The 22,465-nt window shown below is 57.8% G+C and carries 28 protein-coding genes; 5 read left to right on the top strand and 23 right to left on the bottom strand.

Annotated features, from left to right (window positions below; translation table 11 throughout):
• The first annotated feature begins 291 nt into the window (after positions 1–291).
• On the top strand, positions 292–567 hold the full coding sequence (locus GobsT_RS09110; RefSeq protein WP_010035116.1) for a hypothetical protein: 276 nt from the start codon (positions 292–294) through the stop codon (positions 565–567).
• A 42-nt stretch (positions 568–609) separates the two neighbouring features.
• Here the strand turns inward: GobsT_RS09110 and GobsT_RS09105 are convergent, their stop codons facing one another.
• The 22 genes from GobsT_RS09105 to GobsT_RS09005 form a co-directional block, all read right to left on the bottom strand.
• On the bottom strand, positions 610–1,086 hold the full coding sequence (locus GobsT_RS09105) for a hypothetical protein (RefSeq protein ID WP_010035119.1): 477 nt from the start codon (positions 1,084–1,086) through the stop codon (positions 610–612).
• Between the two features lie 8 nt (positions 1,087–1,094).
• Positions 1,095–1,745: a hypothetical protein gene (locus GobsT_RS09100; RefSeq protein ID WP_010035121.1), complete on the bottom strand. Its 651-nt coding sequence runs from the start codon at positions 1,743–1,745 to the stop codon at positions 1,095–1,097.
• Between the two features lie 9 nt (positions 1,746–1,754).
• The gene (locus GobsT_RS09095; protein WP_010035122.1) at positions 1,755–2,747 is read right to left on the bottom strand and encodes a hypothetical protein; all 993 of its coding nucleotides are present in this window, start codon (positions 2,745–2,747) and stop codon (positions 1,755–1,757) included.
• Positions 2,748–2,762: 15 nt separating this feature from the next.
• Entirely contained in the window at positions 2,763–4,100 is a 1,338-nt protein-coding gene (locus GobsT_RS09090) for a phage tail tape measure protein (protein ID WP_010035123.1), read from the bottom strand.
• A 10-nt stretch (positions 4,101–4,110) separates the two neighbouring features.
• Positions 4,111–4,470, bottom strand: coding sequence for a hypothetical protein (locus tag GobsT_RS09085; protein ID WP_010035126.1), 360 nt, complete (start codon positions 4,468–4,470; stop codon positions 4,111–4,113).
• Complete coding sequence (locus GobsT_RS09080; protein ID WP_010035128.1) at positions 4,430–4,873, bottom strand: hypothetical protein; 444 nt, start codon at positions 4,871–4,873, stop codon at positions 4,430–4,432. Before GobsT_RS09080 ends, GobsT_RS09085 begins: the two co-directional genes overlap by 41 nt.
• Positions 4,874–4,889: 16 nt before the next feature.
• Positions 4,890–5,267, bottom strand: coding sequence for a phage tail tube protein (locus tag GobsT_RS09075; protein WP_029600684.1), 378 nt, complete (start codon positions 5,265–5,267; stop codon positions 4,890–4,892).
• 35 nt (positions 5,268–5,302) lie between these two features.
• The gene (locus GobsT_RS09070; protein ID WP_010035130.1) at positions 5,303–5,740 is read right to left on the bottom strand and encodes a hypothetical protein; all 438 of its coding nucleotides are present in this window, start codon (positions 5,738–5,740) and stop codon (positions 5,303–5,305) included.
• Between the two features lie 12 nt (positions 5,741–5,752).
• On the bottom strand, positions 5,753–6,058 hold the full coding sequence (locus tag GobsT_RS09065) for a hypothetical protein (protein WP_148087674.1): 306 nt from the start codon (positions 6,056–6,058) through the stop codon (positions 5,753–5,755).
• Positions 6,059–6,141: 83 nt separating this feature from the next.
• Positions 6,142–6,534, bottom strand: coding sequence for a hypothetical protein (locus tag GobsT_RS09060; protein WP_010035133.1), 393 nt, complete (start codon positions 6,532–6,534; stop codon positions 6,142–6,144).
• Positions 6,531–6,881, bottom strand: coding sequence for a hypothetical protein (locus GobsT_RS09055; protein WP_010035134.1), 351 nt, complete (start codon positions 6,879–6,881; stop codon positions 6,531–6,533). The genes GobsT_RS09060 and GobsT_RS09055 overlap by 4 nt, the downstream gene beginning before the upstream one ends.
• Entirely contained in the window at positions 6,881–7,747 is an 867-nt protein-coding gene (locus tag GobsT_RS09050; RefSeq protein WP_010035137.1) for a hypothetical protein, read from the bottom strand. Before GobsT_RS09050 ends, GobsT_RS09055 begins: the two co-directional genes overlap by 1 nt.
• A gap of 693 nt (positions 7,748–8,440) precedes the next feature.
• On the bottom strand, positions 8,441–8,821 hold the full coding sequence (locus tag GobsT_RS09045; protein WP_148087673.1) for a hypothetical protein: 381 nt from the start codon (positions 8,819–8,821) through the stop codon (positions 8,441–8,443).
• 184 nt (positions 8,822–9,005) lie between these two features.
• Positions 9,006–10,436 (bottom strand): phage major capsid protein, encoded by a 1,431-nt coding sequence (locus GobsT_RS09040; RefSeq protein ID WP_071529240.1) that lies wholly within the window; start codon positions 10,434–10,436, stop codon positions 9,006–9,008.
• A gap of 181 nt (positions 10,437–10,617) precedes the next feature.
• Entirely contained in the window at positions 10,618–10,932 is a 315-nt protein-coding gene (locus GobsT_RS09035) for a hypothetical protein (RefSeq protein ID WP_148087672.1), read from the bottom strand.
• Positions 10,933–10,943: 11 nt separating this feature from the next.
• Entirely contained in the window at positions 10,944–12,509 is a 1,566-nt protein-coding gene (locus tag GobsT_RS09030; protein WP_148087671.1) for a hypothetical protein, read from the bottom strand.
• A gap of 48 nt (positions 12,510–12,557) precedes the next feature.
• Positions 12,558–12,941 (bottom strand): hypothetical protein, encoded by a 384-nt coding sequence (locus GobsT_RS09025; protein ID WP_063744562.1) that lies wholly within the window; start codon positions 12,939–12,941, stop codon positions 12,558–12,560.
• A complete protein-coding gene (locus tag GobsT_RS09020) occupies positions 12,942–13,727 on the bottom strand; it encodes an HK97 family phage prohead protease (protein WP_148087670.1) in 786 nt (261 codons plus the stop codon).
• Entirely contained in the window at positions 13,708–13,875 is a 168-nt protein-coding gene (locus GobsT_RS37625) for a hypothetical protein (protein WP_010035152.1), read from the bottom strand. The genes GobsT_RS09020 and GobsT_RS37625 overlap by 20 nt, the downstream gene beginning before the upstream one ends.
• An 18-nt stretch (positions 13,876–13,893) precedes the next feature.
• A complete protein-coding gene (locus tag GobsT_RS09015) occupies positions 13,894–16,011 on the bottom strand; it encodes a phage portal protein (protein ID WP_010035155.1) in 2,118 nt (705 codons plus the stop codon).
• A gap of 23 nt (positions 16,012–16,034) precedes the next feature.
• Entirely contained in the window at positions 16,035–17,534 is a 1,500-nt protein-coding gene (terL, locus tag GobsT_RS09010) for a phage terminase large subunit (protein WP_010035161.1), read from the bottom strand.
• 336 nt (positions 17,535–17,870) lie between these two features.
• Positions 17,871–18,146 (bottom strand): hypothetical protein, encoded by a 276-nt coding sequence (locus GobsT_RS09005; RefSeq protein WP_148087669.1) that lies wholly within the window; start codon positions 18,144–18,146, stop codon positions 17,871–17,873.
• On the opposite strand from GobsT_RS09005, the gene GobsT_RS09000 reads away from it, so the two are divergent.
• On the top strand, positions 18,145–18,744 hold the full coding sequence (locus GobsT_RS09000) for a hypothetical protein (RefSeq protein WP_148087668.1): 600 nt from the start codon (positions 18,145–18,147) through the stop codon (positions 18,742–18,744). The genes GobsT_RS09005 and GobsT_RS09000 overlap by 2 nt on opposite strands.
• 62 nt (positions 18,745–18,806) lie before the next feature.
• Here the strand turns inward: GobsT_RS09000 and GobsT_RS40985 are convergent, their stop codons facing one another.
• Positions 18,807–19,208, bottom strand: a complete 402-nt coding sequence (locus GobsT_RS40985) for an RNA polymerase sigma factor (RefSeq protein ID WP_081471459.1) — start codon at positions 19,206–19,208, stop codon at positions 18,807–18,809.
• Positions 19,209–19,473: 265 nt separating this feature from the next.
• On the opposite strand from GobsT_RS40985, the gene GobsT_RS08990 reads away from it, so the two are divergent.
• From GobsT_RS08990 to GobsT_RS08980, 3 genes are all read left to right on the top strand, one after another.
• Positions 19,474–19,935, top strand: coding sequence for a hypothetical protein (locus GobsT_RS08990; RefSeq protein WP_148087667.1), 462 nt, complete (start codon positions 19,474–19,476; stop codon positions 19,933–19,935).
• Positions 19,936–20,046: 111 nt separating this feature from the next.
• The gene (locus tag GobsT_RS08985) at positions 20,047–21,690 is read left to right on the top strand and encodes an AAA family ATPase (RefSeq protein ID WP_010035168.1); all 1,644 of its coding nucleotides are present in this window, start codon (positions 20,047–20,049) and stop codon (positions 21,688–21,690) included.
• A gap of 300 nt (positions 21,691–21,990) precedes the next feature.
• Positions 21,991–22,458 (top strand): hypothetical protein, encoded by a 468-nt coding sequence (locus tag GobsT_RS08980; RefSeq protein ID WP_010035169.1) that lies wholly within the window; start codon positions 21,991–21,993, stop codon positions 22,456–22,458.
• Positions 22,459–22,465 lie beyond the last annotated feature (7 nt).

Below are 22,465 nucleotides of genomic sequence, written 5' to 3'. Positions count from 1 at the left end.
CTCCGGTGTACGTCCCACCGCCATCCGCAACCGAGTACGTCAGGGCACCGCCCGAACAGTGCAGCGTGATACTCCATCCGGTCGGGGCACAGCTAGTAGTGGCCCCGGCGTTCCACACCGTCGGACCGCCCGTCAGTGGAAGGGCCGGGATGCCCGGCGTACAGTTCGGTGACACCGTGTACGACAGAGAGCCCGGGTAACTACTACATGGAACGGCACTTGCCGAAGACGATGACGACGAACAGCCACAGCACCCGCCGAGGGGGATCGTGATGGAGCGGCCCCTCGACGATGAGCTTGAAGAAGAACGGCTTGATGAGGGTGCGGTGCTTGAAGACGGCAGCGGTGCGGAACTCGATGACGGCGAAGGAGTTGTGCTGGATGACGGCAAAGGAGTCGCACTGGATGACGGCAAAGGAGCCGTACTTGAAGACGGAAGCGGGGTCGCACTCGATGACGGCAAAGGAGCCGCACTTGAAGACGGAAGCGGGGTCGCACTCGACGACGGTTCAATGGGTGCTGCACTCGATACTGGTGCGGCACTCGACGACGGTTCAATCGGCGTAAGACTGGGCAACGGCTCTAAGATCGGTCCGGCCACACTCCTCCTTACTCACATCCCGGGTCACCACCGCCGTAATCTTCGATATGAAGAACATACATTCCGCCGTACAGATAAAGATTGGCGTCCACAACGGGTTGGGCTTCTCCGGTGCTGTACTGATTGGACCAGGTGCAGCACTCGTAGGCGACGGCAAAGATTGACGAACAAAACGTCCCACCGTCGAACCGGAACGGTCCGTAGCAGTAACCGCCACAGTCCCCACCGCCGCACAAAATGTGACCGAACACGCCCCACCCGGTCCCGAACGCCGATACCGCCCACAACGTTCCCGGAGTGCCATCGTTTTCTGCGTAAACAACGTAACTTCCGCCCGTCTCGGCGTTGAACTCCGGACACGTCGACGTGATGGTGACCATCACCCGGTTCGGTAGCAAGCAGGGGGTACTACAAACCAGGTCGTAGTCCGGTTTCGGCTGGCAGCAATCTTCACACATCATCGTCAGGTCGATGTCGCCGGGCACGGGCCTCCTTAGCTGTAAATCACGGTCACGCAGTCGGGGATGCACACACTCAGCTTGGTGACCGTGAGAGTACACGCCTCGGCGTCGTACACGAGGTTCGACACCAAATCGAAGCACCCGCCCGACGAGGACGAACCCGAGGAACTGGACGAGTTCGACGATTTCGAAGAGTTCGAAGAAGATGACGAAGACGATGAGCCGGACGAACCTGATGACGAAGATGATGAGCCCTCTTCTTCACCGCCCCCGGCGTTGAACCGCCAGTCGTACACGTCCCACTGTTCTACGGACACGACGGTGCCCACGTCCACCCGACGGTCGTTCCATTCCCAGACGCCGATGCCACCCGTCAGCAATCGCCCGTTTTCAAGGTACTCCCACTTCCCGTTGGGGAGCTGAATGACCTCTTGAACCGTGTATTTGAACCGGTTGCTGGGTTCGGATGAAGATGACGAGGGCGGGGAGGCGTCCAGGTCAACGACCCCGGTGACGGCCGCCTGGAACCCGGTCTGGATCACCCGCAGTTGCGTGCCGCCGCCGAAGTGCGACACCTCCAGTGGCGGGCTGGTGCGAATGTCGGTAATCGTGTTGACGTACTCAACCAGCCGGTTGTATTCGGCCGGTGTCACCGTCTGGAACGCACTGAGCTTCTGAAGCACTGGCCCCCTTTACCACGTCACCGCAAACAGGTCGTTCAACTCGCCGTACTTGTACATGGGCCGACCGTCGACGAGACCCGTGTCCGTGTACAAGTCCCACTGGTTCCGGGTCGGGTCGTAGGCGTAGTTCCAGCCGACGTGTTCGCCCGGCACGACGGGCGTGAACGACACACCGTAGTCCCGCACCGACAGGGCGTAAGCGATCTCCCAGTAATAGTTGTTCGCCGTGGCCGCTTGGGGCATCACCAATGTCGGCGTGTACGCCGAAAACAAAACGGTTCCCGGTTCGTACCCGTCGAAAACGGTCTCGTTGATCGTGCCTTCCAGCGGCAGTACGGTGCCCAGGTTCGGGATCTTGCCGAGGTCCGGACGGCCGTCAACGTCCACCTTCACCGGCACCTGCTTCCAAATGTACGTGAGTCGTTGGTTGGCAATGACAATGGCTGGCTGAATTTCCAGTGGCCGGTGTTCCGGGTCCGTCACGAACCTGAACTGCCCCTGTGACGTTTGAAAATCAGCGTTGCCTTCCTGCGTTTTGACCACGAATCGGTTTATCTCGGTGGTGCTGGTATACTCCCCGTCCGGCACAATGAGGTAGTTGTTCGGGCGGAACACGACCGTCACCAACGCCTTGGCCCAGAGCGGGCTACCGTCCACGTCCTCCGACGGCTTGCCCATCGGCACCACCTCGGCACTTGCGGCAAAAAAATTGTAAAAGTACGGGTGCTCTTCAGGGGTAGAGCCTTGAAGAGAATCGAACTCCGGGGCCGAGGCCGACCGGCGAAGAAGACCGGTGCCGGGGTTCACGGTTTTACCAAGCACCACGTCCAGGAACCGCTCGACGTAGTAGTATTCGACTAGATAGACGATCGTGGCCTGGCTGTTGCCCGGTGCGAACGTGCCGCCACCGGACCCACTCGCTATGATCTTGTAGTCTGTGGCGTCCCACTCTGCGTTCGAGTCCTTCGTGGTCAGGGTGTAGCCGTACTCCGCTAAACTCATGGTCCTCCGTATGAATTAAAACGCACCAGCCGCCGCACTCTCTGGGGTCACCTTTTCGCTGATCGATTTCAAATAATCCCGACTCTCGATGGCGATCTTTTTCCGCTCGTTCTCCGCAATTTTTGTCGGGTCGAAGCTGGCCCCTTGCTGGGCCTTCTTGAACGCCTCTTCCAGACCAAAATTCTGTACCCGTACCGGCGGGAGGAGCGGGTTGTACTTGCCGCCCGCCCCGGTAAATTCGCCACCGGACCCGTGGCCGCTGAAGTCGCCGTCTGTGGTGTCCAGTCGCTCCCGGGCCGCTGACATAGCGTCTTCGTCCGCTTTGCCGCCAATCACATCGTCCCGAACAAAATCAGCCACACCACCCAGCGTTTCTTTGCCGAAACCGCCGAAGAAGTCGCTGATGTTTCCGGCCGCACCTTCCAGGTCGTTCACCACGGCCCGACCGAGGCCCTGAGCAATCGCTTTCGGCAGCTCGCTCGCCTTTTTCTCTCTCAACACCGAGTAAATCGCCTTAGCGTCCTTGATGACACTAACCACCTCAGACAAGGCCGTCCCGATAAGATCCAGGATGGCCTTCATGTGGTTCAGTGCCAACTGAATCAGCGGTAACGCCTCTTCGAACACGTCCAGCAGTCCGCCGCCGATGCCGTTGAAGATGTCGTCCACGATGTCGCCCACCAGGCCCCCGACCTGGACGAACGCCTCGTACACCTTCTTCAACACGCCCCACAAGCTCTCCAGAGCCGGAAGGGCCATTTCCTTCAGCTTGCCAAACAGTTCGGTCGCCCGACCTGCTTCGCCGTTGAACAACAGGAACCCCAGCGTCAACAGCCGCAGAACCTTGCCGATAGGGATGATCTTCGACAGGATCTCGACCAGCGGCCGGACCACGCCGACACCGGCCGAGATAAGGCTCCACAAGCTCGAAATCAAACTGATGGCTTTACCAATTGCGGTCCCGACGCCCAGAATTAGTAGGCCGATCTTCGACCAGTGGAGGATATTGTCCCGCTGGCCGTCACTGAGCTTGCTGAAGTACGCAATTAGCTTGTCGATCCACTTGATGGCCGATTCGAGCAGCGGGATGAAGGTGCGGCCGATATGAATGGCGAGCACCTCCAATTTCTGCGTGAAGATGGTGAACCGCACCGGGTCGGCCGCTTTCAGGAAGCCAAGAATGCCAGCCGAGGCGACGGCAAACCCTTTGGCCGAGGCGGACGTGAGGGTGTCCAGGCCGTTCTTCATCTGGCCCAGTTGCCCTTTGACGGCGTTCAGTTGCTCCTTGACCTTTTCGTACCCGGCCAGAGCGATCTGAATAATGCCGTCAGCAATCTTTCCCGTTACCGCCACGGTCCTCCTGTCACATCAGTTCGGCCTTCCACGTTTCCAGTTCGATCCGCTCCCACACGGCGAGCTTCGCCAGCAGCGTAATCCGTTCGTCGAGGAGGAGCAGGTCCATGATCTGACCGCCCCGGTCGCTCGACTCCATGTCAGCGTCCTCCGGCGGCCGGAGCATCACAAACAGGTCGGTGATCGTGTGCCCCCACACCTCGTTAGCGGGTAGTTCGTACTTGTGGCACACGGCCCGAACGGCATCGGTGACGAACACCGGGTCCGGGGGCGGGATGTCTTTCAGCGTGCCGTCGCCGGCTCGGTACTTTGGCGACGGGATGTGTCCCTTAGCCTGGAAGAACGCCTTTTCCACGTCGGCCTCGGACATGGGCACCCGCCACGCCCTTCGGAACCAGCCCGTCAAGAAACCCGTCGCCGTGTTCGGCCACCCCCTCCCAAAAGATGTCACCGGCCTCTTTTGCCGTCAGACCCGGTTGATACTTTCGCAGCGTGCGGACGAACAATTTGGTTCCCCCTTCGACGGTGGAGAGGTACCCTTGGAACGCTGCGTCATTGATGGCACCGGCCCGCTTCTTCTCTTCGAACGCCTGATCCAGATGCTTCTTAACGAAATCGTCCCGAAGGCCCTCCGGCAGGTCGTTGGCCGTTTCTAGGAGTTGCTTCACCGGGTCCGGGCGAGAGGCCCGGTACTCCTCGGCCACTAAGGCGTAGTCCTGTGCGGTGATGGGGGTCAGGCGGTATTGTTTGCCGCCGATTTCGATCTCTTTCATGGGTCTCCCTTGATTTTTAGCTCGGCATCGTCACGGCTCCGGTACTCGTGCCGGTACACGAGAACTCGACCGGCGTCTTGGCGTTGTTCTTCACGGAAAACGTCTTGATGACGAACGACCCGGCGAACACGCCCCCGCCGGTGCCGACGGTCAGGGTGATGGGCACCGTGGTGCCGATGGCGAACAGCGTGGACAACACGCTGACAGCACCTCCCCAGAAGGCGGTGAACGTGGTCTCGGCAGAGTTGACCCCGGCCAGCATCGCCTGCCAGCCTCCGCTGCCGGTGTCGGTCACGTCCTGCGTGTCGTTGTTCACGTTAATGGTCCATTCGGTGACGGGGCACTCCGTGCTGCCGGCCGTCACCCCGCCGCCCATACCGATCTGTTTTGCCATGTTCCTCCGGTGTTAAGTCCGGAGGTATGTAGGGGTCACGCTCCCAGAATTGCGATCTGCCAGGTGGTACTTGCGGCCGGGACGATGTGAACGGTTTTCACGCTGCCGCTGACCGTGATCGGCACGTTCGGGATGACGAGGCACTGACCCGCCTTCACCGTGTATTGGTCGCTGCCGAACAGCGGGTTGGAACCGCCGCCAACGGTCAACGAGGCCGCACCCGTGTTGTAAATTGCAACGGCGTTCACTGTGGCGAACGTCAGAGCGGTGCCGAACGCATCGGTTAGGCCAGTGGTCACGTCGTAGCTGGTGCCACTGCCCGTAGTGACCTGTTTCGTGAACCGTTTGGCGGCCTGTGCCGAAGAGAGACCGAGGGACGCTACGATCTTCGGGTTGCCGTTATAAATCCCGAGGCCGACGGTTTTGTTGTCCTGAACTGAAACCGTGATGTCGATTTGTGCGGTGTTCGCCATGTTCCTCCGGGGTTATTTGTTGGGGTCTTCGAAGAGTCGGTAATCCAGCTTCACGCCGACCTGATACAAGTTCGACGGATCCGTGAGGCCCACGGCGTACTGCTCTTGAAAGATGCCGATGTCCTGGTCCGTGGCTTCATAATTGTTCGTCAGGTGCGAATCGAGGTTCTCGGCCAAATCTTCAGCCTCCTCCAGGTTCTTGGCGACCACCAAGACGCTGAAGGTGGACTCCAACACGCCGTTTTGGGTGTCCCGATTGGGTACCCGCACAAACTCGGCCACCTGGATGTACGGGGGCTGAAGATTGTCCGTGGTCAAGGCGTTCACCTGCCCCGGCATCACCAAATTGAAGTTCCTGATCGTGGTCACAATCTGCGATAGAGTGCTCCTCAAATGCCCCCTTACTTACCCGTCACGATGATGCGGGCGATGGCGTCTTTCGTCTTGTCGAACCCCAGCGACAGCCAGGGTCGTGGTTTCATTACCGTCGTCCCGAGTTGCAAAAACTTCGGATACCCCTTCAAGTTCGTGCCGACCGTCAGCACGAATTTCTGGCGGTCCAGTTCCCAGGTGATGCTCCGCTGAAGCTGGCCGGACAGCTTTTTCGGGAACCCGCCCGGAACGGAAGGATCGAGGCCCACGTACCCGCCGCTCGGCGTCCGCTTATAGCTCTGCGAATCGTTCAGATACCCCCGCAGCTTGCTGGCGAAGTAGCCCCCGGCTTTGGCCATGTTGCGGGCCAGTTCGGACTCCGTGAGCCGCAGAAAATCCAGACCGTACCAGTTCACGCTCACTGGAAACTCTCCACATCAAGCCGCTTTTTTGCCCCTTCCGGGTACTGCTCTGCCACGAGTTGGAGGTACACGTCACTTTCCAAAGCGTTCAGCGGGTCGGCCGTCAGGTGGTACTGGTTGCCTTTAGCGTCAACCAGAACGTCTTCCCGCTCGAATGCCCTGGTGACGGCCGTGGTGTAGATCGTGTGCGTGACGACCGTGCCCCGCTGCGAATAGTACAACTGAAGGGCCGAGGACGCCGGCTGAATGAAACACGGGACGCCAGCGTATGCTTGCGTGTACCTGTCGATACGTTGGGCGGTGCCCTGAACGAGGTTCTGACGCCACACCGCTACACGATGCCTCATTAAATTTTGGATGGTACTCCTTGCGTGGTGAGACGAGGGATTTTGTACATGCTCAGTGCCGACTTCGACGTGAGTGACAGCAAGTCCCAGTTGTTCTGTGCGGCTTTCGTGTAGCTGTACTTGTCGAGCGTCTCGCTTTGCATCAGGGGGTTTTGAAGCCGAGACGCAAAGGTGAGTTGCACGAGTTCTGCAACCGCCTGCTGAACGGCTTCGGGAACGGTACTGAACCCGCCCGTATACTGAATGCGGTAGTTCTGGACGCCACGCACGGCCGGGAGAATGATCTCGCCCGTGGTTTTGTTCACCTGGTAGTACACCTCGTCCCACCAAAACACGAGCAATGGACACGAGACGTTCCTGGCGGACCGAGTTCCGTGGTTCGTACACATCTCGGCAGTCTGCCACTGAAGGAACTGACTGTTCATGCCGGTCGCTGTCCACCCGCTACCGAGGGCGTTAACCGCTGCGTAAAGCATCTCGAACGTCGGGTACGCTGCGAAGGTGAAGGTGCTGGTGGTGCTGACGTTGTTTAGGGTCTTCTTCAGCACCACGGCCGTCGGGGTGATGTCCACCGTGGCCCGCTGGACGAGGTTCGCCGGGTCGTTCAGTTGCACGTAGAAGGCGGGAAGTTCGTTGTTCCGGACGCCAGTCAGGTCGGAGATCGGCGGGTTATTCGCCCAAATGGAAGCGGTCGGACCCACCACGCTGTGAAGCTCGTCGTAACTGGCCTGTGCGAACGTGCGGTTCAGCTTGGTTTCGACGACTTGGCTGGCTGCCGTGATTAGAGCGGCGATCACCGTGGTGTCGTCGTCCGTTGCGGTCGGGATCTGTGCCAGGGCTCGGTCGATGGAGATCAGGTCAGCCATACCGGTATGTATGGCCAACAGGAACGAAAACCGTTCGGCGGTGAAGAAACAAAAAGAAACGATCAGCCGCTAATGAGGTGGGAAAGTCACGAAACTTTTCCGGTGCTCTTGAGACGCAAAAACGTTCGAAATACAAGGCTTTTAAGCGAGAAGTGCGGTCGAGGCAGGGGTGCGACTTCTAGAGCCGGACAGATCACCTTCCGTTCCAACGGAATACCTGTACAATGGCTCACAGCGTCGGAGTGCCAGGCCGACGTGCAATAACCCCGGGGGCCAGCCCGGGGTTATTGTGGTGGACATACACCTATTGGGGGTGCATGTCCCAACACGGCCATTCAATCTTACCCACCGTTGAGGGAGGGGTAGTCGAATGAGCAGCCACGTTGTTTGGTCTGCTCTGGCGGTCATTACGCACATAGGCTTGGCATGGGCTCACTCTTGTGAACCCATGTTATGCCTGCTGTACCTGTGTCAAGTCGTGCAAGACTTCCACAAGTGGCGTGCGGATCGCCAGGGCAATGTGTCAAGTGAACGGAAGGAGTGACCTTCGTTCGGGATGCCCGGTATACCTGGTATACCGGGCAGCTCTTCCACTAGGATACCGGTAGCACCTCTCGAATGCAACGACGACTATCGACGACCGTAGACGATCGCACAACAGTAAAAATTAAAAGCCCATTCTTTTCAGGCACTTCAAGCAAATTTGACTGCAAAAAAATTCTCAAAAAGAGCCTCCACATGCGAAGCGAGCAGGGCTGTTTTGTGCATCTTGCACAAGCTTGAAGCAACCTGCCAAGTGGCAGTCGGCTCAATTTTTTGAGTCGCCCCTGCAAGAGAGCTGCGAAAGGCTTGCAGGGGTAAGGTGACAACCGTTGTCACTCTTGGGGCAAACGGCTTGCCGGGGAGCCGCTTGCGAGCTTGTTCAAGTTGAACATCAGACATAAATCGTTGAGCCGGTTCTTCTTTAGCAGCCTTTAGGCACCGGCAATCCCTAACTTCGGGGGCAAATTTCGCCGGGGCGATGTCATCACCCCAGCGGCGAATCGCAAGAAAATGCCAAACAGCAATTGCCATTGTGACTTTTTTGCACTGAGCGAGCCGACGGGGCTGGAACCGACTCTGTGATGGTGGAGTTACCGTGTTTCTAAACACGCAACGTCAGCAAACAAAAGCACCTGGCGTAATGTTTGCCAGGTGCTGAGCTTTTGCTTCGAACTCTGGCGTCAACCAGCAGCTTGAATTCGGAGCATCATGGGCCTTAACTGCTGCTGGTTGACCCCGCTGACAACACGACGATGTTCGACGACACCGACCCGTCCGCACGGGTGTACGGCGTAGTCAGCGGGTTCACCGAGTCGAAGTAGAACAGGAATCTGAACGAATCTTGTGCCAGGTCGAAGTAGAGGTACGGTGTCTGATCAGCGATCAGGCCGCTGTACCCGGCCGCACAGGACTTCGGGTGCCACAGGATCAGAGCACCACGGGAACCCAACGCCGGGATGTTTTCCAGGGTGTACACCGGCTTGCCCAACAGCGTGCCCTTCGGCTTCGGCCCGAGCAACTGTTCCTGACCGAAGGTGCCCGGGGTCCAGGCCGGGTACGGGTTGGTTGCCCCACGGTTCGGGTACGCCAAGCTGTACAGTTCTGGCAGAGTGCTCTTGCTGCACAGCCAGATGGCGTCATTGTCGAAATCGTCGTACAGTGCCGCATTCATCTTCGTAACGTCGTCGAAGTTGATCCGGCCCGGTGTCGCCGCAATGACCGTTACGGCTGCGGCGTTGCTCACCAAGTTAATCTGGGAGTTCGTACCCGCAACCACGTTACCGTTGGTCATGAATCGGAGCCGCTCCGGCACGACCTGTTTGATGACGTTTTCCAAATTGTAGCTGTTGAAGCGAAGCAGTTCGTCCGAGGTGTTCACCAGGACGGCACCCTTCACCAACGACAACTGGACGTTGGCCGTCACGCCAACGGTGGCGGTGATGCTGTTCGCCTCAGCGATCACGTTCGACTGGATACCGGCCGCCGCCGAAGACTGGACCCACGCCGGAATGTTCTCGACCTGATTCCGCATCTCGTACTTGGTCATCATCCCGAGCAGGTCCGGGACGTTCTGGAAGGTAAGACGCCACAGGTCTTTAGCCCACTCTTGCGGCACGAGGTCACCACCCTGGTGACCGGACCCGCCGCTGATCGACATGCCAGTGGCTTTAGTTCGAGCTTCGACCGCCTTTCCGTACTGGGAGAAACGCCGAGCTGCGTCGAAGTCGCCTTTACGTGCCCGGATGTACCCGGCCACAGCGTCACCTAGGTTCTTGAATCCGCCAGTTGCGGCCAGATCGGAGCCCGCTACGTGCGGGGTGGCGAATGCCGGACGCTTGACCCGGTTCGCCAGCTTCTCGGTTGCCTTCTCGACGGCCTTGGTGACAGTGGCATTAGCATCGGCTGCAAGACGCCGGACAGCATCTTGGACGAGTTCCTCGTCCCCTTCGTCCTTGTCCTCTTCCGCCTCGTCTTCTTTTACTTCGTCTTCAGCGGTCTCGCCGATGTCCTCTTCAGTGGCCTCACGGCACACGCCAGCGGCCACTAAGGCGTTGCCTTTTTCCTCGTCGCACTGAAGAACGGTACCTTCAGCCAGACCGCCGAAGCTCGACTCCAGAACGTAACTGACCAGTTTTTTCTTATTCACTTGCCCTCTGATTATTTGATTCAACACATATATGCCGAACCCCCGACCTCCCGGACGCCTCACCCCCGGCACTCGCCTGGCAGGTCGCCACGTTCTGCGGTCTGGTTGGTCACTCACTTAGAGGATATGTAGAGCAGTGGCGTCAAGAATTGAACTCTTCAATCATTGAAACCCTTACCCCTCACACCTCCACCGCTGCCGCAAAGTACACATCATTCGCCTTGATGTAAGAATAAATTGGGTTTGAAATGCCCAAGGGCTGCGGGCCGTCCATTTGGTTTGCTAGGGCTGCGAACCCAGGGCCTGTTACCTGATACTGCCGATCGCCAATTGGTTGTTTGCCTGTTTCGTAAGCCTCTTTAGACACGTAAGCGTAAAGCGTTACTGTGCCTTGATTTCGGCTCACATCAATTCCTAAACCGATCCACCGCCAATAAGTGGAATCAACAGTGGTGCCGTAGTTTGTTTCGTACTGTCCCGTTAACTGTAATGCCATTTGATTCCTTATTAATAGAGGTTGTTCACTGTTCCAGTCGAGTCCTTGAACACCAGCTTCCCCGCAGTAGTGGAGTAGTACAGCGTGCCGTTTGGTGCCGCCGAGTCTGCCAGTTCAGCCGGTTTAATTGCCCTTTTGCATTCGATCATACTGTGAGCAAAGTACACGACTTCCACATCAGTACCGGCATTGTTCGCTGACACACGCCAAGCGTTGGTACCCGATCCGTGGGACTGGTCGGTAATTGCGATGGCACAAACCGCACCGCTCGAACTACGGTACAGCCCCGGGCCTTGTGTGCCGCTCCGGAACGACGCACCGGCAGACGACGTGCTCAACGAAATTCCGCTGTCCGTTCGAATCAAACCGCCAACCTTCAACTCATTGGCAACCCCGCCGGTAACGATCTCCAGCCCTCTGCCGACCCAGGGGCGAATGAATGCGTTGCTGCTACCGTTGGCCTGCCTCATTTCCAACTGTGCTAGCGTTACAGCATTGCCGTTGTAATCGGTCGTTGCGTATGGCTTGATGGTCGCTTGTGTGGTGCCCGTACTGTCCTTCCACTCGGTGTACGCCGCCGTTTGGGATGCCGCACCATTAATTACCAGCCCCACGTGAGAGGCGTTCTGAATGGGAATGTTGAACGCCACATTTGTTACAGGACTGGCGTACAAAGACGACGTGCCGACCGTGCCTGTGCTCGACGTGAAAATAGCGGCGTTGCTGTTCAGGATTCTAAACGTGCCGGAGTTGTTGTCGAACTGGGTCACCGCACCAGTCGAACCGCCATCGAGGATTAATCTGGGAGTTGAGCCGACACCCATTCTGACGTTGGCCGAACCGAGAGTGGCGTCACCCGTTACAGCACCGGACACAATCACGCCCCCGGCTGCTGTGATCCTGGCGAGTACAGACCCTGTGCTTGATTGCCACTGTTGCAAATCGAACGTTTGGCTTGCTCTGCCGGTGATGGCGAAACTGCTGGTGTAAGAGACGCTCAGCGGGGTCTCGACCTGTAGTGACGGTTGGCCAGCTTCGCCGAAGTACAGACCGAGGCTGCCCGACCCTCTCACAATTTTTAGGCCGTTAACCGACAGGCCGGAATTCGTCGTGTACTGGCTTGCGAAAATGCCGCCGTTGTCCTGGATTCTGAAAACCTCGGTGCCGACATTGTTGCGGATCGACAAACCTTGGTCACTCGCAGTGTCGCCGAACTGGATTACGGGTCGGTCTCCGGCGGTCGTAATCCGAAGCCGGAGATTCCCGCTAGTGTCCTGCCACTCTTGAATTGTGGCGTTTGTGCCGGTCTGCTTTACTGTTTGCAGTGCGGTGAACGTGTTGGCCGTGTCTTTGCGGGCGTAGGGGGTCAGGTCCGGGTTAGGGACAGTGGCCCATGATGGATTAGTTCCGTCGGTGGTCAAAAACTCACCACTGTGACCTGACTGATCTGGGAGCGATTGGCCCGACGGTCCTGGTGGACCAGCCGGACCTTGAGCCCCCTGCGGTCCCTGAATACCGATGGTGACTAGTTGTACTTCAGTGGTCTGTTCGACCAGTTGATACACGTCCTCGGACACTTCGATTAGTTGGATCGGATCGTTTCTAATTACCGGCATTCTTCTCCTTTAGGCCCCCGCCGTCACGCTCGCACGGATAACTACCAACCCCCCGAGGAGGGGAGTCACGACCCCGCCCGACGCAAGCAAAAGATCGTATTCGGCGTTCGCTGCTGTCAGAGTTGCCGTGTCCGAAGCATCAATGTTCAGCGTAATTCTTCCGTCCGTTGTGCCGAGGGCAATTCCGCTGTTGCCCGTGGTCAGGCTAATGACCACCGTTTGGCCGCTCCTGATCGCCATTTCTGCCGTGTAGCCCGTGAGATCCACCGGCGTCTGGTTGCTGCGGTCCGGCCCTGTGGTCCAAGTAAACGTCTTCGTGAACGTGGCACCTTGGTACACCGTCAGATTCAGTGGAAGTGGAAACTGGTCGGTCGATGCAAGTACTGTTGCCACTTAGACCTCCCAACGCTTCAAAAGGGCCGCTACCGCTTCTTCTGCGATCTTGTTCGGGTCCATCTTCAGGGCCTTCACCGCATCCGCCATCGGCCCATACACGTTCGCCTTCTTCTGGACCGGCTTCTTCGGCGTCGGCTTCTTGGTCTTGCCGACGATGGTGATACCCCAGTTGTCGAGACTGAACCCCTTGTTCACCGTCTCGACGAGGGCGGCTGGATTCGACGGAATGGACACCACGCTGTACTCCAACAGCAGCGAGCGGGTGATGACGCACTGGACGGCCGGATTCGCTTCCACCTCGGCCGGCTCCGGCTCACGCATTTCGAGCGGGATGAAGCCGATGCTTTTCCCCTTCAGGACTTCCGCCTGGACCATCGAGAACACGAAGTCGGGGAGCCATTCACCCTGATACGCTTCGGGCCGTGGCGTGTAGTACGTCTTGGCGATAAGGCCATCGGCGTCGGGCTTGATCCAGAGGCACTTACCGCACGGCCGGTCCTGATCATGGCCCCAAAGGACGATAGGGTTCTGGCGGTAGCTATCGAGTTCGATGCCCTCCGGGAGGACGATTTCGCAGTCTCGATCCATTAAACGTGTGGTGACCCGGGACGTGTCCACCCGCTCCGTGGCCTGAACGTCGGTGACTTCGGACGTGACCGCCTTCCTTCGGAAATTGTAGGCGTCGGTTTTCGGCAGTTCTTTGACCAGGCTGTCGATGTACCGGGCCGTGTCTTCGGTGACCCGCACCGGGGCCAAGGCACATTCAACGGTCTTTTTCTTCACGGGCCTCCTGTAGCTTTTGGAACTCGTCGAACTCCCGAACCACACGCTCCAAATCCTCCGTGATCTGGTCCAGCGGGTCCGGGATCTTGGTGCGGTACGGGCCTTCTTTCTTTTCCGGCACCAGCACCTTCTTGCGGTATTTCCTCATGCAGTATCTAGGGGTTGATTACTCGAACTCGTACTGCAAAGAGCATCGGCAACCGGGATGACCTGGCGGGTGATCGATCCTGGCGTAAGGCCCGATCCCTTTGGTGGCGAACGGCTGATCCAGCGGAACACCGCCCTTGCGGGCCAGTTCACGGCACAAGTCGCACGCCATGTTGTCAGGAAGCCACTTTTTCATGGCCGTTACGCCGGACTCGTCGATGGCGAGTAGTTCACCAGCGTGCTTAGCTCTCGACGACTCGGTTTCAGCGATCAGCATTGCCCGGGTCTCGGTCAGGTCTTCGAAAATTGCACCGACCCGCTTCGACAGTTCGGCGTTTGCTTCGCCCTGGCCGAGACCGCTCTGAATCGCTTCCCGTGTTGCCTTCACCGCATCTTCGACCGAAAGGGTTGTGGTGGAGAGCGTGGAGTCAGCGAACGCCAGGGCCGCACGCTGGACGGCATCGTCGAGCTTGTTCACCGGGAGCACCTTCAAAGCCCCGCCAATCTCTCCGAGGACGGCTGATCCACCTTCTTCGACGTAGAGTCGGAGAACCGGCACTAACTCCCGGACGATCTCGTCCTTCCAGTCGGCCACGGGGAAGAAACTTTTGGTGTGGATGGCGTTGGCGTGCTTCAGGCGTGAAATCACGTCCTGGCCGAGGCGAGCGTACAGCGACTTCAGCACCTCGACGAGGGCCGTGGCGTCCGGCACCGTGGATTTGTACCCCTTCCGCTTGAACCGCCCGCCGGTGTACGACGTGGTGAACGTCTGGGCCGAGGGCGTTCCGGTCTCCATCAACTCGAAGAAGAACTTGTTTCCGTCCGGGACCGGATCGTACCCTTGCTCCTCCCGGGCCTCGTTCAGCCAGGTGATACCGCCCTGAAAAAGTGCCGTACTTTTCTGGAGTTCGAACACCTCGTCCCGCTGGACGATGTTGTCCGCCGCTAACCACATTCGGGCCGGGAGAAGGTCGTGGCTGAGCGTTTCGAAGATCGTGTTCAGGATCGGAACCAGACAGTATTCTTGAAAGTTCCGCCGGGTCACGTCCGCCGTCACGAAGCTGGTGTCCGCCATGTCGAGCATCGGGAGCGGGACGTTGTACGCCTGTGCCACACTTTCACGGATTTGCTCGTACATGTTCAGGGCCGCTACGTCCTTCGGGGGTGTGCTGAGTGGCGACACTTTCGTCGAGTCTTGCACCGCCCAAACGCCGCCCTGGTTGCCCCATCGAAACCGCTCGTTCAGTTGCTTTTCGATCCTCTCGGCCTGTTGCGGGGTCCATGTCTCGTTGTCCGGCGGTGACGCCAAAAGACTCGGAAACGCCATGTTTCTAAGCACCGACAGCCAGCTTCCTTGTTCCTGCCGGAGTAAGCTGAACCGCTGCCAGATGGAGCGAAGTGGCGAGATGCCAAACGAGGTGTGTGGGTCCAGCGGGTCGGCCGTGTACCGGATGTGGATTACGTCGGACGGCTTGTGCAGTTCTTCGGTAGTGCCGGACTTGAACTTGTACCCCGCAATGGCCCCGGTCTTCTCATCCGGCTCGATCTGTACCAAGTGACTCGGAAGAACCCACAGTTCCCGAACCTGGCCGAGATCGTTTCGGCCCTTGAAGATGAAGGCAGACCCGACCAAGCACATATACTCGGTCGTCAGCTCGACGAGCTTCGACCAGGAATACAGCGGGTTCGGCGTGTCAAGAAGATCGAGGGCCGGGTGGTCCACCACTTCCTCAACACTCACGGCCTTCCGCACCCGATTCTTATGGTTCTTCTCGATCCACTTCCGGTCAGTGGTGCGAAGTGCTTTCGTGGTGGAGTTCGGCCGGGAGTCGGCGTGGCCGGTGGCAACGACGAGCTTGAACGACGTGGCGGCCTCAGCAACGCCCTGTGCGATGCGGTTTGTGCAAGCAAAAACCACGTCTTCGTAGGCACACAGAAGGTCGACCGGCGTGGGAACCTCTTGCTGCGTGGGATCGAACCCACCGCCGAACGTGCCCCCGCTGATCGGGGTCCAGATGTTCCCGGACCCGGCGTACCCTTTCTTTGCCACCCGCTTTTTGGTGGTCGGCTTCTTCGGAGCGGTCTTCTTCTTGGTGACCGCCTTTTTCTTCGACTTCTGACCCTCGTTTTTCGGCATGCAGATATCTAGTGGCCTGCCCATCAGAACGGAGCACCCTGCCAAAGCATCTTTTGGAAACGCCCCTCAGCGTCCTTTTTTGCTTTTGCTTCGGCTTCCTCCGGGGTCAGTTCGATCTCGATCTTCCCGGTGTACTTGTCCGCCAAAATGCACGCCATCGACAACGCATCCACTTGGTCGTCGTGGGTGCTCGCCGGGAACGCTAGGAGTTCTTTTTGAAGGTCCGACACCCAGTCCTGATCTGCCGGGAACCACACACTCCCGGCTTCCATTCTGATCTGTGCCGCTACCGCCCTCGTCTCTTTGTCACCGTGACCTTTTGCGTTGAACCGCTTGACCGGTACACTCTCGGCCCGCAACTGATCGATGACGAACCGCCCGACGAACTGCTCCTCCACGCACACGAACTGAGGGTTGTAGGTTCGGTGGACGCTGGCGATGGCCGGCACCAGTTTCGTGCCGTCGAGTCGTTTTCGTATCTGATGGACTAGGACGAGGTGACCACCGATGCAGTCCCAGACCTGAATCACTGAATAGTCGGCAGTGCTCTCGGTGCTGACGGCAGTATCAACCGCCACGAACCGCCAAGCCGCTTTCGCATCAACCTGCTTCCCGGCCAGATTGTAAAAGCCGTCTGCCGCCGTGAAGTACCGGAACATCGAAGCGGAGAAGATGTCACCGTCCGCCGGAGTAACATCCTGGTTGTAAAGACAGTGGTACTTGTGCTTCCCTCCCTTCTTCGCCTCATTGATCTTTGCCAGCGGCACAACGCCGGGGTGGAGCAACTGGCCGACCTTCCGGGTGTCCTTCCAACCGAGAGCGTTGTGGTAGCTGTTACTCAGGTCCGGATTCGCTTCTGCCGGGAGGTACAAATACGTCCAACTGCCGTCGTTGCCGAACGTGGTCCAGACGTGGTTGAATACGTCGTCTTCGTGAACCCGGTGCCCGCATAGGACGATACGGTCCTTGTTCGCAGCGTACACCAACCGGTTGGTCAACGTGTTGGCGTAGAAGTCCAGAACGGCTTTTCGCTCGCCTTCGTGTCGGGCCTTGTCGTAGTCCAGAAGGTCGTCGACGATCAGATATTCGGCATCGAGACCTGTGGATCGGGTGCCGGCACCGACGGCCTTTCGTTCGCCGCCCCGATCGTTCTTGTACCACCCCTTCGAGTCTTGCTTTTCGGAGAGATTGAAGAGACCGGCGAAGTGCTTTTGAAAGACCGTGTGGCTGATGATGTCCCGGGTCTTGTCGCTGTCACGAAGAACAAGGTCTTGTGTGGCGGATGCCGAAAGGAACCGTATCGACGGGTCGGTGATCCAGCACCAAGCGGGCCACAGTACGGAGGTGAATACGCTTTTGCCGTGCCGGACGGGGCAAACGAGAGCTAGCCGCTTGATCTGACCTTTGTGGACGGCTTCCAGGTGCTCGCATAAGGCGTCTACGAAGTATCCGCCGACAAATGGTTCTGGGCGGACGGCAGGCCAAACGAGTTCGCAGAAGTGGCGGAACCGGTTTGCGGCCAAAAGGCGGTCGATCTCGACGAGTGTTGGAGCGGATTTCACGGCCGTATCTAGGCCACAAAATCATAAATCACATAATGACCCCATCTGATGGGGTCGTATATTAAACGTATCAACCCGTACCATCGCCGAGGTTTTTACATGTACGTATTCGCTCGCTACAGCCACCGCTGCTACCACAAATGGGAGGTCAAGGAGACACGGGCAGGAAAAGATCGCCATCGAGAGTCGGTTTGCATCACTATTGAAATTTGCAAGAGGTGCGGCTCTACTCAAAGGGCCACCAGGCCACTGCACTCAACACCTCGTGAAGCAGAGATAGTCGAGCCGACGGAATAATTAGCGGGCAAACAGGTGGGAGAGCCACCCGAAGAAAAGCTGAAATGGCAGATGGGTGGCAAGCGTACTCTTCGACGAGGTTGGGGCATCTGCGATTTTTAGACAAATTTGCGAAACTCCGCCTGCGTTGCTGGGTTTTCTCTTTCGGATTTCAAGGAGAGATTTTGGAGACTGAATCTTCACTAATTCCTCACTAATTTCTTCTTGACCAAGCGAAGGTTGATCGAGTTTACTGGATTTGTCGCCCACCTCTGTCCCCAGGAGGCGATCTCCCATGCTCTCCGGTCTCATTTCCCGTTTCGATGCCGCACTGACACGCAAGGTTGAACAGATTCGCCCTGTTCGGAAAAAAGTGGCCCGCCGTGGCTCGATCACCATCCTGCTTCTGGCAGTGGCCACGACACTGATCCTCAACAATGGAGGGCCGGGCGAGGGGCCAGACACGCCGTTCCACCGCTTCCTCTACCAACCGCTGCTGTTTTTGATGTGGTCCGCCTTGTTCTGTGAACTCGCCTACTGCCATGTTCGGAAGAACTGGGGAGATGATCCAGGGCCGTTCAAAACGCTCAATTCCACGAAACTCCTTGCCGCTTTCGCACCCGGCCTAGTGCTTTGGGCTGGATTTGTCGGTGTATCCACCCGAATGGTCATGGATATTCTTCAGCCGGTGATATTACAGCCGTTCGGTGGTGGCGGTCGCTGCGGACACGGAACCGTCGTTCTGATTCATTACAGTCTCGCAATCTTGATGAATTTTGTGGCTTATATTCTCGCCAGGGGCGACCGGCCACCAATGCCAACGCCTTGCTCTACACCGCAGCCACAGGTGCAAAGCAATCCTACAGCAGACTACGTGATCCTAGCGATTAACTAGGAATTTATTGCAGCCCTCCGCATGACGTAGCCTTGTCATAGTGGAGGTGCTGGGAGATCGCATTAAGCATAGTACTTTAACCCCGACACCTGCTCCCATGACGCAATCGCTTGCCCCCTAGCAGTACTTCGATACGCCGGAGGCAAGCCGGCCAAGATCACTTCCACCTGAGCCAAAAGGTATTTACGCTCGGCTCGACGCCCCCGCATAATTCGCCGCCAAGTATTGACCACGCCGCTGCAAATATAAGCATACAAGTCCTTGTCCGGGTCGAGTTTCTGAAGATTTCGGACAAGGCTGCAAAGTACGGTCTGGGCAATATCTTCGGCCATACCGGGACAGCACCTGCGACGTGCAATTTGGTGTACTAAAAGAACCAATTTTTCGGAAATCGTACCGATTTCGAGCGAATCGAGTACAGCTCGGCGGACAGCGGCGGGTTCAGTCTCTGGTGTCGGCCCCATAATTAAGAAAGTCCGAGGCCGCAGCGGGCGACTCCCGGGTCTCCTATTGAAACGGACGGCAAGCCTACACCGCTGGCGTGCTTCGCCTATCAGAGTGTTAGTCCTTCAAAAAAATCTCAACGTGCATCAGCAAATCGTAATCACTCAGTACTCGCTGGGTCGGTATTTTCCCGTGCCGTATAGCGTGACAGCACTCACACAGCAGAATCACCGTGTGCAGGCCGTCCAGTTCACGGAGCCAAAAATTGTAGCTCAGGTGGTGAACATGAAGAGGGCCGTCAACGGCCGTTGCACCACATTGGATGCAACGGCCGTGATCCCGCTCTTCGACGGCACGGCGGACCGTGGCCCAGTACGGGCTGCGAAGGTGCTCCTGGTGCCTTTTTTGTTTTGGTGTCATCCTCCTAGATATGGAGGTAATTTCAAAATTGAGATTGAAATTCGGCAGCCGCACTCTACTAGTCTGTCGCCTCAATCGAAAGGAACCAAAAAAATGGACAGAGAAGCCTTCACCGTCGATCATGTCCGCCAGCTACTCTGCGAGCAGTTCGGTATTCCAGATGGCACCTGGCACTACCACAAGGCCCGGATGCCGCAGCCCGATCAGACCTACGGCGGGTGGCCGTTTTATTCGGCCACACAAATCGATTTTGTGCGTGCCTATTGGCTGAAACAGTCGGGGGTCAAACGTTACCTTCGGCAAAAGGCCGAGCAACCGGTGGCCTAACCACCAATAGCTTGTACCGGCTTGTTGCTGGTACAAAAAAAGACCACGGGCCGGTTACGAACCGGCCCGTGGTCAAATTCAATGGAACCGTCTTATGGAATATATCGTTCAATGGACCAAACAGCACAAGCGGAAATTAAGAAAAGGACGGAAGAAGAGAAGCGGAAGCTGATCGAAGAACTGGCGAAGCAAGACCCCGACCGCCAGCCGCTCGACATCACCATCACCGGTACCGAGAGCTTCCTGCGGGAGATTCTCGGCACGCTGCTGACCGAGACCGACCTGGCTGTCAAATATCACGACAAGCTGACCACCGAGCACTGGGTGGCCGAGCACCATAAACTGATTTTTAAGACCCTGGCCCGTCACGTCGAGAAGTACAAAAAGCTCCCGACCAAAGCGTACCTCGAAAACGTCCTGACTCAAGAGCTTGACGGCAAGGACGAGGCCGTAAAGCTGTGGCACCTCGGCGAGCTAAATACACTCCTGGAGTATCACACCGACCACCCCGTCCCCGAACAAATCGACGACCACCTTCGACACTTCGTTTTCGAGCAGCAGAGCAAAGTGGACCTGTTGCGGTTTATGGACGCCCGCAACAACAAAAAGGTCAGTTACGAGGAGCAAACCCAGTTCCTCAAGACGATGATCGAGAACCGGGAGCGTAACCTGGCCGGTTCCGAAGACGCCGACCTGTGCGACCTGGACACCTTCTTCGCCGAAACGTCCTCCGAGTACAAGTACCTCGTCCCCCGGCGTATCCCGCAAGGGAAGCTGATGGTCATTCCCGGCCCCGCCAAAAAGGGGAAAACGACGTGTATCATCCAGTCGTTTATCGACCTCGTGTACACCGGGTCGTTCTGGGGAGAAGCCGCCGACCCGTTCCCCTTTTATTACGTGGACTACGAAAACGATACGGCGTACCTGAAGCACTGCATTCTGAACCCGGTCATGGAAGGCCGGGACTGGACCGACCTAAAAAAGTGGTTTAGGGTCAGCAACCGCCAGGTGGACAACAAGGCGTACAAACTCCCGCCCCACGTCACCACCGACTTCCTGGACCAAATCGCCAAGCGGATGACCCAGCCCGGCTTTTTCCTGATCGATTCGCTTCGCCGTTCTTTCGGGCGAAAGCCCGGCTTGAAGTCAAACTGGGAATGGGACGCAAACTGTATCAGCGGACTTTTGGACCCCTTTTCCGAGTGGTCCCACAAAACCGGTCATACCGTCGGGTTCATTCACCATGCGAATCACGAAGGACGGGCCAGCGGTAGCACCGACATCCTGGCGGTCCCGGACGTTCTGATCGATTTTGAAGTTGTCAAGGCCCCTGGAACCGGTCAGGATACCACCCAGCGACGTGTCAAAATCGGTGGCCGTATCGACCACACCCCGCCGCACACGCTCGAATTCGACGACGGTGTGTACCGGTACCTCGGAGCGGGTGAGGATGCCGCTGCCGCACTCAGCGAAGAGAACCTAGCGAACGCAATGGCCCACGTCGTCCGACACCTCGAATCGTCAGGGCCGGAGTCGGGTGCCGCCATGCTTCGGAGTTTCAAAGCCGACAAGCTGAACCTGTCCTCGGCCAAGCTGTACGATGCTCTCCGGGCACTGGAGGCCGAGAAGATCGTCGAGAACGACGCTAAGAAGAAAAAGTACGGGTTGGTCACCGGCTACGCCGATCTGTGGGGGCCGTTTAAGGCGAAGCTCGGGTTAAAGGCCACAAATTGGACCCCCGGCAAGGAAGCGTGATCGGGCCGATAAGAACGATTATCGGGTTGGCAAGGATAATAGGAATCATCATGTCTAGGGGTGATTGTGGTCATCATCATCATCATCATCCCTCCTTACAGTCGGGTGTGATGATGATGACAGATGGCCCCCAACCCTGTACCCGGTTTTGAAAAAGCAACAACCCGACCCGATCATCATCACCGTCGTCACGGTCCAAAATGATGATCCACCCGACCAAGCGGTATTGCGGTCGGGTCCAGAACTATCTACCCGTTGGTAATGAAAATGCGGCGGGTCGAACCACACGAAAGGAAGATCATGTTCGTTGAAGCACAGTACGCCGGGGTGACGTTCAAATCACGCCTCCACGCACGGTGGGCAGCGTTCTTCGACCTGGCGAACTGGAAGTGGGCGTACCAGCCGCTCGAACTCGTCGGGTGGTCGCCGGACTTCCTGGTGTCGTGGTCGTGCGGACATTCCGAGTGCAACGGCAACCACTCGCTGCTGGTCACCGTCCTGCCGACTTTTTCGCTCGGCGACTTCAAAGGGCACCCGTGCCTGGATTACCCCTATGGCCGAGATGATTCCGAAGACACCATCCCGGCCGATGCGGGTGCGGCCTTCGGCATCAACACCGACGTGACGTACTGGGAAATGGCCCACGGTGCCGGTGGTGGTGAAGACAGCGTTGATTTCTGGGTGCCGGACCACAGGCGACTCTGGATACTCGCCGGCAACGCCGTCAGCCCGTCCGATCCGGTGACGGCATCTTCACCCCGAAACTAAGGAGTGT

The organism is Gemmata obscuriglobus (genome assembly GCF_008065095.1).
Classification (GTDB): domain Bacteria; phylum Planctomycetota; class Planctomycetia; order Gemmatales; family Gemmataceae; genus Gemmata; species Gemmata obscuriglobus.
This window is presented reverse-complemented; position numbering and strand designations above follow the sequence as displayed.